This window comes from Gordonia desulfuricans NBRC 100010, assembly GCF_001485495.1.
Lineage (GTDB): Bacteria > Actinomycetota > Actinomycetes > Mycobacteriales > Mycobacteriaceae > Gordonia > Gordonia desulfuricans.
Genome location: NZ_BCNF01000066.1, coordinates 40,939 through 53,196 on the forward strand (window position 1 = coordinate 40,939; position 12,258 = coordinate 53,196).

The 12,258-nt window shown below is 67.4% G+C and carries 13 protein-coding genes; 5 read left to right on the forward strand and 8 right to left on the reverse strand.

Annotated elements, in window-relative coordinates; all coding sequences use genetic code 11:
• Positions 1-22: 22 nt before the first annotated feature.
• The 8 genes from GD1_RS11755 to GD1_RS11790 all read right to left on the reverse strand — a co-directional run bounded on the left by GD1_RS11755 (position 23) and on the right by GD1_RS11790 (position 7,138).
• Complete coding sequence (locus GD1_RS11755; RefSeq protein ID WP_059037161.1) at positions 23-892, reverse strand: SDR family NAD(P)-dependent oxidoreductase; 870 nt, start codon at positions 890-892, stop codon at positions 23-25.
• Positions 892-2,175, reverse strand: coding sequence for a hypothetical protein (locus tag GD1_RS11760; protein ID WP_059037162.1), 1,284 nt, complete (start codon positions 2,173-2,175; stop codon positions 892-894). The genes GD1_RS11755 and GD1_RS11760 overlap by 1 nt, the downstream gene beginning before the upstream one ends.
• Positions 2,176-2,216: 41 nt before the next feature.
• On the reverse strand, positions 2,217-2,759 hold the full coding sequence (locus GD1_RS11765; RefSeq protein WP_059037163.1) for a Cif family virulence factor: 543 nt from the start codon (positions 2,757-2,759) through the stop codon (positions 2,217-2,219).
• Positions 2,760-2,883: 124 nt separating this feature from the next.
• Entirely contained in the window at positions 2,884-3,090 is a 207-nt protein-coding gene (locus GD1_RS11770) for a ferredoxin (protein WP_020792964.1), read from the reverse strand.
• Complete coding sequence (locus GD1_RS11775) at positions 3,090-4,484, reverse strand: cytochrome P450 (protein ID WP_059037164.1); 1,395 nt, start codon at positions 4,482-4,484, stop codon at positions 3,090-3,092. The genes GD1_RS11770 and GD1_RS11775 overlap by 1 nt, the downstream gene beginning before the upstream one ends.
• The gene (locus GD1_RS11780) at positions 4,481-5,284 is read right to left on the reverse strand and encodes an SDR family oxidoreductase (protein WP_059037165.1); all 804 of its coding nucleotides are present in this window, start codon (positions 5,282-5,284) and stop codon (positions 4,481-4,483) included. The genes GD1_RS11775 and GD1_RS11780 overlap by 4 nt, the downstream gene beginning before the upstream one ends.
• Position 5,285: 1 nt before the next feature.
• A complete protein-coding gene (locus GD1_RS11785) occupies positions 5,286-6,533 on the reverse strand; it encodes a cytochrome P450 (protein ID WP_059037166.1) in 1,248 nt (415 codons plus the stop codon).
• Positions 6,534-6,550: 17 nt separating this feature from the next.
• Entirely contained in the window at positions 6,551-7,138 is a 588-nt protein-coding gene (locus tag GD1_RS11790) for a TetR/AcrR family transcriptional regulator (RefSeq protein ID WP_059037167.1), read from the reverse strand.
• Positions 7,139-7,202: 64 nt separating this feature from the next.
• Here GD1_RS11790 and GD1_RS11795 point away from each other — a divergent pair, with 64 nt between their 5' ends.
• From GD1_RS11795 to GD1_RS11815, 5 genes are all read left to right on the forward strand, one after another.
• Entirely contained in the window at positions 7,203-8,669 is a 1,467-nt protein-coding gene (locus tag GD1_RS11795) for an aldehyde dehydrogenase (RefSeq protein ID WP_059037173.1), read from the forward strand.
• Positions 8,670-8,730: 61 nt separating this feature from the next.
• The gene (locus tag GD1_RS11800; RefSeq protein WP_059037168.1) at positions 8,731-9,468 is read left to right on the forward strand and encodes an SDR family oxidoreductase; all 738 of its coding nucleotides are present in this window, start codon (positions 8,731-8,733) and stop codon (positions 9,466-9,468) included.
• Positions 9,465-10,343 carry an NAD(P)-dependent oxidoreductase gene (locus GD1_RS11805; protein ID WP_059037169.1) on the forward strand — a complete coding sequence of 293 codons (879 nt, stop codon included), beginning with the start codon at positions 9,465-9,467 and terminating at the stop codon, positions 10,341-10,343. The genes GD1_RS11800 and GD1_RS11805 overlap by 4 nt, the downstream gene beginning before the upstream one ends.
• Positions 10,344-10,408: 65 nt before the next feature.
• Positions 10,409-10,777, forward strand: coding sequence for a carboxymuconolactone decarboxylase family protein (locus GD1_RS11810; protein WP_082366086.1), 369 nt, complete (start codon positions 10,409-10,411; stop codon positions 10,775-10,777).
• Positions 10,778-10,791: 14 nt separating this feature from the next.
• Complete coding sequence (locus GD1_RS11815; protein WP_059037171.1) at positions 10,792-12,165, forward strand: alpha/beta hydrolase domain-containing protein; 1,374 nt, start codon at positions 10,792-10,794, stop codon at positions 12,163-12,165.
• Positions 12,166-12,258 lie beyond the last annotated feature (93 nt).

Genomic DNA, 12,258 nt, shown 5'->3' on the forward strand with positions numbered 1-12,258 from the left:
CCCCTTCTGACAACACAAAACCTCAGCCGAGCATCTCGGCCAGTTCGGCCATGCTGTACGGCGCGGTGTCCTTGTGGTCGCGGTAGGCGATGAACGTCGGCTGCTGCGGATCGTACCGGCCGATGAAACCACCTGCGGCGGTGAAGATCTGGCCCGTGATCCCCGACGACAGGTCGCCCGCCAGGAACTCGTAGAGGGCGGCGACGTACTCCGGCGGTGCCGGGTCGAGCGCGGCGTCGCGGGTGTAGTCGTCGAGAATGCCCCGCTCGTGCAGGCTGTGGATGTGCCGCACGTAGTCGTCGCCCGACGACAACCGCGACCTGGCCCCGGGCATCACGACGTTGATGCGCACCCCGAGGCCGGTGAGGTCCCCGGCGGCGGCCAACGCGAGCGCGTTGACGCCCCCTTTCGCCGCCGGGTACCCGCTGCCGCCGAACGTCCCGAGGGATGCGGCCGATCCGGTGAGCACGATCGACCCCGAATTCTGTTCGGCGAACACTCTTCCCGCCACCTGCGTGATGTGGAAGGCACTCATCAGGTGTGCGTCGACCTGCTCGCGGAACTCGTCCTCGGTGATCGTGAGTACCGTCGATCCGGCCGGCTCGGCGATCCCGGCGCAGTTGATCGCGATGTCGAGGGCCCCGAACCCCGACAGCGCGGCGTCGGCCATCTTCTCGGCCACCCCCGCCTGCCCCGCTGCACCACACACGCCGACGGCATAGCCGCCACCGCCGACGATCTCGTCGACGGTGGCGGTCACCGCGGCCTCGTCCCGACCGTTGACCACCACCGACACCCCGCTCCCCGCCAGGGCGTAGGCGACCGCCAGTCCGATTCCCCGGGTGGCGCCCGCGACCATCGCCACCCGCCCGGCCAATCCGGCGTCGGTCATCAGACGCCGCTGGCGACCGGGGTGATCGGGATCGACCGGCCGCGGTCGGTGAAGGAGAAGTCGGCGCCCGAGGAGAACCGTGCGATGGCCACCTCACCGCATTCCTTCTGGTCGTCGTGGCCGAGCACGAACCGCACCCGCAGACCGTCGTCGGTCTGTTCGGCGGCACCGATCGTCCACCGCGGATGTACCGCGACACCGATCGCCGCCAGCGGTTCGGTGTGGTCTGCGGTCAGCACCGTGACCCAGCCGCCGTCGGCATAGGCATCCGACGACGACGGGATGTGCACCACCACCTCACCGTGATCACGGCCGTCCCCCTCCACGGTGGCCGTGACACCGCTGTACTGCTGCGGCCCGAGGACCGGCACCAGGCGGATCACCTGGGCCAGGTCGTCGGCCCCGGTGCCCAACCGCAGGGCCCGCCGCAGACGATCCGCCGACAACCCCGCGATGCCGGTGAACTGTTTGCGGTAGATCTCGAGTGCCTGCTCCGCCGACTCCGCATACCGCGTCACCGACAGCAGGAACCCCAACGCCAGCAACTGATGTTGCAGCGCGACCTCTTCGGCGATGCGCACCAGGGCGCTCGTCGACCATTCGCGGAACTGCAGGTCCTCCACCAGCGGTCCGCGATAGTCCACCCAGCCGTCGAGGGCCGAGGGGTCGATCTCGGAGAGTTCGGTCGACGCCGCGCGTGAGGTGAACATGGTCTCCGCGTCGGCGGGCAGCGGCAGCTCGTCACGGTCGGGTTCGATCGTCACCGTCCACGCACAGTGTGGATGCCGGTCGGCCGGACGACGCGGCGGCCGGTGGATGGGCCGGATCCGGGCACGCCGGTTGGTGGCGATGGCGGTGGCGTCGAACGTGGGATCCTCGATGTCATGGCACATCGAGGTGACGTACTCGTCGCCGAGGGGTTCCACATCCATCAGTGCGCCACAGTGGTTCAGCACGAACGCACCGTGATAGCGGTCGGTGATCTCGTACCGGAAGTCCATGAACTGCGGTGGTGCGCCGATGTCGAGTTGCAGACATTTGAACATGTCCTCGACACCGTCGCCGTCGATCCCGAGGGCGGTGCGCATGCGGTGGGTGTAGACCGGGCTGGCGGCCATCCACTCCTCGATGGCCACCCGGGTCATGGTCTCGCGGCCGAAGGCACTGATCAGGTGGGCCATGCCGCTGCGGTCGATCAGCTGACCCGACAGCAGCAGTTCGGGAACGAGACCGGCCAACTGCTCGCCGGTGAGGTCGGAGTACGACTGGGCTGTATGCGTCATTCTCGTTCTCTGCGTTCGTGTTCGGCTTTCGTGGGTGTGCATCACCAGAACGGGACGGGTACCTTGCCGAACGGATACCAGCCCGGCTGGTCGCCGGTGGCCTTCTCGATCCGCTTGAGCATGCCGTCGCTCATCGCGTTGTTCTTGAGCAGTTCGATGAACAGCGCCGACACGTTGCCGTAGTCGAAGAAGTCACGCTGCCAGGAGAACTGGAAGTTCCCGCCGTACCGGAACCAGCTGCCCTGGATGCCCTCGAGTGCGTAGTGGGTGCCGTCTTCGCGGGTCCGCTCGTACACCTGCTTCCACAGTCCGATCATCGATCCGGTGCGGTCGTCGATCACCCACTCTTGATAGGGATAGGTCCAGCCCTCGAGGCCCTCCATCTCCTGACCCAGCGCAATCTCGCGGATCTCGTCGCGGCCGACGGCCATGAAGTCCTTGTCGGGGCCGTAGTTCCAGCCGTAGGTGGCGTCCTCGGTGTAGAACGAGGCGAGCGGCTTCCAGTCACCGGCCTTCTCGGCCTCGATGTTGGCCTGCAGCCAACGCTCTTTCATCTCTTCCAGTTCGGCACGGTCGAACGACATGTATCTCAACCTCTTTCGTCGGTGAACGTCGGTTGTGGGTCAGGGCGGACCCGGTGGTCGGGCGGTGTCGGGGTTCGGCAGGTATCGGGGTTCGGCAGGTCTCGGGGTTCGGCAGGTCTCCGGGTCAGGCGCTCTGCGCATCGTCGTCGACGATGCGCAGCGCCTGGGTGGGGCAGTACTGGACTGCGGCGAGGACCTGCTCGCGCAGGCTCTCGTCCGGGTGGGCGTCGAGGATCTCGGCGTGATCGCGGTGGGCGACGAAGACCTCCGGGGCCTCCATCTCGCACATCCCGTGGCCCTGGCACAGATCCAGATCGATCTCGATCCGCATCAGCCCGCTCCGTTCGCCTCCGCCCGCCGGCGGTACCGGACCCGGCACGGCTGCGCGAGCTGGACGACCATCTTGGAGTGGTCGTTGTGATAGGAATCGGCGGGCTGGGCCATCTCGAACTCGTAGTTCTGGAACAGCACCGAGAAGATCGCCTTGAGCTGCATGATCGCGAATTGTGCTCCGACGCAACGGTGCCGGCCGGCACCGAAGGGAATCCACGTCCACCGGTTGACCAGATCCTCCTGGCGCGGTTTGACGTACCGGTCCGGGTCGAAGGCGTCGGGGTTCGGGAAGTCCTCGGGCAGCCGGTTGGAGATCGCCGGCGACACCGCGATCGACTGTCCGGCCTTGACCTCGAAGTCCTCGATGTGGAAGTCGTTCTGCACCACTCGCATCAGGACGATCAGCGGCGGATGCAGTCGCAGCGCCTCCTTGAGTGCGTTCTCCAGCTTCGGGATCTGGCGCATCGCGGCAAAGCTGTACTCCACCCGCCCGGTGCCGGCGGCGGCGCCGTCGTCGGCCCCCTCGCCGCCACCGCCGCGATAGATGTCGTCGAGCTCGGCATACACCTGCTGCATGTAGTCGGGGTTGCGCAGCAGCTCGATCAGCGTCCAGGCGGCGGTGCCCGAGGTGGTGTGGTGCCCGGCGAACATCATCGAGATGAACATCCCGGTGATGGTGTTGGCGTCGAATCCGACCTGCACGAGCACGTCCATCAGGTCGCGATCGTCTTTGTTCTCGGTGGGGTTCGCGATCCGGTCGTTCATCACACCCTGGATGAACTCGACGAGTTCGGCACGCGCGGAGTCGCGTTTGCGGAAGCTCTCGATGTCGGCGTTGTAGTCGACGTAGGCGATCGGGTCGGTGCCCTTCTCCAGGTCGTGGAACAGGTGCGCGATGTGTCCGTTGAGCTGTTCGCGGAAGCGTCGGCCGATCAGGCAGGCCGAGCTGGTGTAGAGGGTCAGCTCGGCGAAGAACTCGAGCAGGTCGATCTCACCCTCGTCACCCCAGCCGGCGATGATCCGTTCCACCTCGTTGGGGATGGTGATCGCGTGCTGCTTCATGTGCGGCCCCTTGAGCGCCGCGTTGTGGATCGCCTTGGAGCGTTCCTCGGGGCTGGTGTCGAAGACGACGCCCTCACCGAAGACCGGGGTCATGAACGGATAGGCGGCGGCCTGGTCGAGATCTTCTTCCGGGGCCCGGAAGAACTCTTCGTTGGCGGTGGCCCCGGACACCAGCACCACCTCGCGGTCGGCGAGCTGGAACTGTCCGACGTCGCCGCACTCGGAACGGATGCGCCAGAACAGCGCGATCGGGTCGGTGGCGAGTTCATCGAGGTGGCCGTGTTCTCCCTCGCCGCCGGAGACGCGTTTGGGAGTGGTCAGTGTGGTCATCGGTCTTGTCCTTTCGCAGCGAGCTTGTTCTTGGGGACCGCACCCTCTGCCTCGACCTCCACCGAACGCATGTGTGCGCCGCGGGGCATGGTGACCATGGCGGCCACCGCTTGCGCGATGTGTTCGGGGGCAAGGAAATTGCCGTGGCGGGCCAGTCCGTGCTTGATCCAGTCGTTGAGCATGTTCTCGGTGACCTCGGGGTCGAGGTCCATCCCCATGCCGGTGAGGGTCTGTCCGGGTCGCACCACGCCGGCGCGCACCCCGGTGCCCTCGAGTTCGAGTTGGATGGTCGCGACCAGGCCGTCGATCCCCGACTTGGCGGCGACGTAGGCCGACGACCAGGGCCGCGGCCGGATCGCCACATCGGAGCCGATGAAGACGAAATCGCCTCGGCCACGGTCGATCATGCCGCCGATCACCGCCCGATACACCCGGTAGGCGCCGTTGAGGTGGATGTTGATCTGGTCGGCGAAGGCCTCGGGGCTGGTCTGGTAGGACAGGCCGACGGCGAGGTCGCCGGCACCGGCGACGACGATCTCCAGGTCACCGACGGCCGCCTGCGCCTTGGCGACACAGTCGATCACCGAGGCCTCGTCGGTCACGTCCAGGGGAACCGCGACGGCCTCCCCGCCGTCGGCGACGATCTTCTCGGCGAGTGCCTGCAGCCGCTCCACCCGGCGTGCCGCCAGCGCCACCGGATACCCCTGTCCGGCAAGCCATTCGGCGGTGGCCGCACCGATTCCGGAGGAGGCGCCGGCGACCAGCACCGGACGACGGTCGGGATGTGGGACGAAACCCATGTCAGTGTCCTCCGTTCCGGCGGGTGATCCGCACCGGCAGTTCGGCGAAGCCGCGCACGTTGACCGAGTGCACGCGCACGGCGCGCTCGATGTCGATGTCGACGGCGCTGACGGTGCGCGCCACCTCGGCCAGACCGATGTTGGCCTCGAGGCGGGCGAGGTGGGCACCGAGACAGAAGTGGGTGCCCATCCCGAAGCTCATCAGGGCCTGCCCGCAGTTGCGGCCGATCCGGTAGTCATCGGGCTCGTCGAAGACGTCGGCGTCGCGGTTGGCCGATCCCACCAGCAGCAGCACGCGCTGTCCGGCCGGGATCAGATGATCACCGTAGGTGACGTCGTTGGCCACCCGGCGCAGCACCATCTGCGTCGAATTGTCGTAGCGCAGAGTCTCTTCGGTCCATTCGGGCACGGCGTCGGGATCGGCGATCACCTTGGCGAGCTCATCCGGATTGCGCCAGCCCCAATAGAGCGCATTGGCCAGGAGTTTGGTGGTGGTCTCGTTGCCCGCCACCACCATCAGCACCATGAAGCCGACGATCTCGTCCTCGCTGAGACTGGTCTTGTCGCCGTTCTCGTCGTCGATCTCGGCGTCGATCAGCGCGGAGACGAGGTCTTCGCCGGGATTCTTGCGGCGGTCGGCGATCAGGGCGCTGTAGTACTTGTGCAGTTCGAGGTAGGCGTAGATCGCGGCCTCGGGGATGTCGAGCACCCCTTCTTCGCGGTGCAGCAACAGATCCGACTGCCGACGCAGGAATGCACGGTCGGCCTCGGGGACGCCCAGCAGTTCGGAGACCACATCCATCGGGAGCAGGCCGGCGAAGTCGGCGATGTAGTCGAACTCGCCCTTCTCCAGGCACGCATCCCAGTGCCGGCGGGTCAGCGTGGTGATCCGCTCGGACAGGTCGTTGACGCGGCGCGGGGTGAAGCCCTTGGAGACGAGCTTGCGGATCCGCATGTGCTTGGGGTCGTCCATCGCCAGGAACGACATGGACTTGTGCGCGTCGGGGCTGTACGACGACGGGTCCAACGAGACTCCCCACGCGTTGGACAGGTTCACCGAATCGCGAAAGGCGCTGCGTACGTCGGCATGCCGGGCGAGTGCCCAGAAGTCCATCGCGCCGTTGTAGTAGACCGGCGCCTCGCTCCGGAGTCGGGCATAGGTGGGATAGGGGTCCTCGTGGAAGTCATAGGCGTACGGATCGAACGGGATCCGTTGCTCCATGCCTGCCTGGGTGACGGTGTCGGTCATCGGAATCGCTCCATGATCTAGGACTGGTTCTCCATGAGTAGGTGGGCTGCGGCGACGAGTCGCTCGGAGGTCTGTTCGTAGCTGAGGTGCCCCATGCCGGCGTGCACGAGCGCTCCGGCATAGAGCATTTCGAGGGCTTCGACGACGGGCCCGGGGTTCTCCGGGTCCACCTCGAGGGCCTCGGCGAGGCGGCGGCGGATGAACCCGCCGATCCGCAGGCGCAGGTGTTCGACGTCGGGGTCGGTGCCCAGCAGTGCGACGGTCACCGCACCGCCGAGCTGCCCCTGGCCGGCAACCACCATCGACACGTCACGCAGTACCTGCGCGACGCGTTCGCTCGGCGGCAGCGCCGTGTCCGGATCGGCGACCCCGTCGGCCAGCCGCCGCCAGAACACCTCGGCCACGAGGTGACTCTTCGACGAGAAGTAGGTGTAGGCAGTCGCCGGTGCCACCCCCGCGAGCTTGGCGACCGCACGCACGGTGAGGCCGTCGAAGCCCTCCTCGTTGAGCACTTCGACGGCGGCGTCGGTGAGGCGGGCGACGGTTTCCGCCTGCTGTGCCGAGAGGCGTCGTCGGGTCGATTCCTGCGATACGGGGCTGGACATGTGACCGACGCTACACTAGGTTCGAACTCGAGTCCAGACACCTGTCCAGATGGAGTTCCAGTTCATGTCTCTCCGACCCGAATCCGCATCGGATCTACTCATCGACGGAAAGCTGGTCCCCGGCAGCGGGGGCGCCTTCGCCATCGTCGATCCAGCCACCGAGGAGACGATCGGCCATGCCGCCGACGCCACCTCCGACGACATGGACGCCGCGATCGCCGCGGCCCGCCGTGCCTTCGACACCACCGACTGGTCGCGTGACCACGCCCTGCGTGCACGCTGCCTGCGCCAGTTGCGCGACGCCCTGCTCGCCCACGCCGACGAGCTGCGCGACCTCACCGTCGCCGAGGTAGGCTGCCCGGTGTTCCTCACCCACGGACCCCAGCTCGAGGGGCCGATCACCGACCTCGGCTACTTCGCCGATCTCGCCGACAACTACGCGTGGACAACCGATCTCGGCGAGGCCAAGCCGATGGGCCTGAAGAACCGGCGCGAGCTGCGCGCCGAGGCGGTCGGCGTCGTCGGCGCCATCACACCGTGGAACTTCCCCCACCAGATCAATTTCGCCAAGATCGGACCGGCGCTGGCCGCCGGTTGCACCGTGGTCCTCAAACCCGCCCCCGACACCCCGTGGTGTGCCGCGCTGGTCGGCAAGGTGATCGCCGAGGAGACCGACTTCCCGCTCGGCGTGATCAACATCGTCACCTCCAGCGACCACGCCCTCGGCGCCCAGCTCGGTTCCGATCCGCGCGTCGACATCGTCTCGTTCACCGGGTCCACCGCGACCGGCAAGAAGGTGATGGCCGGCGCCGCCGAGTCGCTGAAGAAGGTGTTCCTCGAACTGGGCGGAAAGTCGGCATTCATCGTCCTCGACGACGCCGACCTCGCCGCCGCCTGCTCGATGGCCGCCTTCGCCGTGGTCACCCATGCCGGGCAGGGCTGTGCGATCACCACCCGCCTGCTCGTCCCGCGCAGCAAGCTCGACGAGGCCACCGCGATCACCCGCGACAGCCTGGCCGGTCTGGTCGCCGGTGACCCGACCGATCCGGGCACCATCTGCGGGCCGCTGATCTCCGCCCGCCAGCGCGAACGCGTCGAGTCCTACATCGCCCTCGCCCGCGAGGAGGGCGGCACCATCGAGATCGGCGGCGGTCGTCCGGCCGGCAAGGAGAAGGGCTTCTTCGTCGAGCCCACCCTGATCTCCGGCCTCGACAACTCCGCCCGCGTCGCCCAGGAGGAGATCTTCGGTCCGGTGCTGGTGATCCTGCCGTTCGACGATGACGACGACGCCATCCGGATCGCCAACGACTCCCCCTACGGCCTGTCCGGTGCCGTCTGGGGTACCGACGAGGACCGGATCGACCACGTGGTCAACGGTGTTCGCACCGGGACCATGGCCGTCAACGGCGGTATCTGGTATTCCGCCGACGTCCCGTTCGGCGGCTACAAGGCCTCCGGCATCGGCCGCGAGATGGGCGTCGCCGGCTTCGAGGAGTACCTCGAGATCAAGGCCGTCGCCCGCCCAGCCTGACCGGCACCCGTTCCCGATCCACCCACGCACAACCCACCCAGCCACCATTGAGGAGAACCCCATGAGCACAGGACGTTTCGACGGCAGGACCATCATCGTCACCGGCGCCGCCGGCGGCATCGGCGAGGGCTACGCCCGCGGACTCGCCGAAGAGGGCGCCAACGTCGTCGTCGCCGATCTCAACGACGAGGCCGGCGAGAAGGTCGCCGCCGACATCGGTGGCCTGTACGTGCACGCCGACGTCGCCGATCCCGACTCCGCACAGAATCTCGCCGCCGCCACCGTCGAGCGCTACGGCACCATCCACGGTCTGGTGAACAATGCGGCGATCTACGGTGGCATGAAGCTCGACTTCCTGATCACCGTGCCGTGGGACTACTACAAGAAGTTCATGAGCGTCAACCTCGACGGCGCGCTCAACGTGACCCGCGCGGTGTACCCGCACATGACCCACGGCGGCGCGATCGTCAACCAGTCCTCCACCGCCGCCTACGTCTACAGCGGTTTCTACGGACTCGCCAAGGCCGGTATCAACAACCTGACCTTCCAGCTGGCGAACGAGCTGGGCGGCAACAACATCCGGGTCAACGCCATCGCCCCCGGCCCCACCGACACCGAGGCCACCCGCACCACCACCCCCAAGGAGATGGTCGCCGAGATGGTCAAGGCCTTGCCGCTCAAGCGGTTCGGCACCGCCGAGGATCATGTCGGCATGTGCAAGTTCCTGCTGTCGGACGAGGCGAGCTGGATCACCGGCCAGATCTTCAACGTCGACGGCGGGCAGGTGTACCGGCCGTGAGCGCCCCCACCCTCCGTCTCGGGTATGTCGGCCTGGGCAACATCGGCGGTCCGATGGCCGGCAGCCTCGCCACATGGCATGGCGGCCTGAGTGTCTTCGACCTGTCCGACGACGCGATCGCCAAGGTCGTCGAGAAGGGGGCGACGCGGGCCGGCTCGCTCGCCGAGCTCGCGGCCTCCGCAGACATCATCGGGATCTGCGTGCTCAACGACGAGCAGGTGCGCACCGTCGTGGCCGGTGACGGCGGCCTGTTGTCGGCGGCACGGGAGGGCACCATCATCACGGTGCACTCCACCATCTCTCCGGAGACCGCCGTCGAGCTGGCCGAAACCTGTGCGGCCCAAGGTGTCACCCTGCTCGATGCGCCCATTTCCGGTGGTGCGGGCGGGGCCGCCGAGGGCCGACTGGCGGTCATGGTCGGCGGACCGCGCGAGGCCTACGAGCGGATCAAGGAGCCGTTCGCGCTCACCTCGGACATGCTGGTGCACGCCGGTGACGAGGTGGGTGCGGGCACCCGGATGAAGCTGGCCCGCAATCTGCTGCACTTCGTCTCGTTCACCGCCACCGCCGAGGCCGCACGGCTGGCCGAGGCCGCCGGGATCGACATCACCAAACTGGGCAAGGTGGTGCGCCACACCGACGCGATCACCGGAGGAGCTGGGTCGATCATGCTCCGCGACACCACCGCCCCGATCGCCGAGGACGACTTCTGGTACGGCATCTTCACACCGGTGCGCACGCTCGGCGAGAAGGACCTGACCCTGGCCCTCGAACTCGGCGCGCACCTCGGCGTCGACCTGCCGCTCGCCGAACTGGCCCGTCGCGATCTCGCCGCCGCACTCGGCGTCCCCCACACCGAAGGAGAAGACCAGTGAGCACCGACGCATCGGGTACCGAGCCCACCGAACCCACCGCCCAGCGCCGCAAGGGCCTGGCCAAGATGGCCGAGGTCTACGGCTGGGAGATGGCCGACGGCCCGGGTGACTATTTCGCGCACACCGCCGACCAGGTCTTCGGCGAGGTGTGGAGTCGCGAGGGCCTGTCCATCCGGGATCGGCGACTGATCCTGCTCGGCGCGCTCGCACAGGCCGGGCAGATCGACGTCGCCGAGATCCAGGCGGGATCCGCCCTGGGCAACGGTGAACTCACCCCCGAGCAGCTCGAGGAGATCAGCCTGTTCCTCTGCTATTACGTGGGCTGGCCGCTGGGCACCAAGATGCACTTCATGTTCGGCAATGTCATCGCCAAACACCGCAAGGAGCAGGCGAAGAAGGCCGCGCAGAGCGACGGGGCACAGCAGTCGTCGTGACCTACACTCGGGACATGAGCGCAGTCGTCACCTTCACCGTCCTGCACGGCGGGAAGGGACACAACATCCTCGGAGCCGCGAAGACCCCCGATCTTGCCGATGCGGGCTATTCCGAAACCGAGTACGCCGCAGGCGGTACCGCCCGACGATTCCTCGCCGATGCCCACGGCGGGCTCGTCGAGGCGGGTACCGCCCCGTACACGACTCGCATCCTGGTCCGCAGACCCGAGCGGGCCGATGACTTCAACGGATTCGTCGTCGTCGAGTGGTTCAACGTGTCCTCCGGGACCGATGCAGCACCCGAATACTCCTATCTGGCAGACGAACTCGTCCGCTCGGGCTATGCCTGGGTGGGGGTGTCGGCGCAGTTCACCGGGATCGAGGGTGGTGCCGGTTCGGTGGGTATGGGTGATGCGCTCGGCGGTCCGCGGGGTCTGGCCGCGAAGGAACCGGAACGATACGGCACACTGCATCATCCTGGTGATGCGTTCTGCTGGGACATCTTCGGGCAGATCGGGGCGGCGCTCGCCGGCAACGACTTCCCCGCCCATCCGCTCGCCGGATTGTCGATCCGGCACCTGATCGCTGTCGGCGAATCGCAGTCGGCGATGGCGTTGACCACCTACACCAATCTCTTCGTCGACCATCATCAGGTCTTCGACGGGGTGCTCATCCACAGCCGGTCGATGGGCACCCTACCGCTGGGGCCGGTGGGTGGTCCAGCCGACATCACCGATGCCTACCGCGGGGAGCCGGTGCCGATCTCCCCCACCATCACCGTCCCGGTGTTCGTGGTGCAGACCGAGACCGATGTGCTCACCAACTTCCAGTATGTCCTTGCACGCCAGGACGATTCGGATCGTCTCCGGGTGTGGGAGATCGCCGGAACCGCGCACGCCGACCTGCATCAGATCGGCGAGTACGAGTCGATGCTCGGCTGCCCGACACCGGTCAACCGCGGTCAGCAGCGGTTCGTGCTGCGGGCCGCGCTACGGCACCTACGCGACTGGGTGGTCGGGACCGCCGAACCCCCGGTCGCCCCACCGCTGTTGGTCACCGATGCCTATGGCCATCCGCGGTTCGAGGTCGACGCGGTCGGCAATGTCCTCGACGGGGTGCGCACACCGTGCGTCGACGTCCCGACCCAGGTCCTCAGTGGTGTGGTGGATGCCGATGTGCCCCGGATCTGCGTCCTGTTCGGCAGCACCAGTCCCCTGCCGCCGTCGATCCTCGTCGACCTCTACGCCGACGAGCGGGAATACCTGGCGAGTTACACGAGCGCCGCCGACACCGCCATCACCGCAGGCTTCATCCTCCCCGAGGACCGGGACGCGCTGATCGCCGACGCCCGCACCGACCTCGTCGCCGGAGCCGCCGCCTTCCGGTAGCCCGGGCCCGGTGGTGACCTCCGTGTCGAAACCTCAGACAGCCGAAGCCGCCAACGCGACCACCACGGAGGTCGAGGTGGTCACCACCCAGCG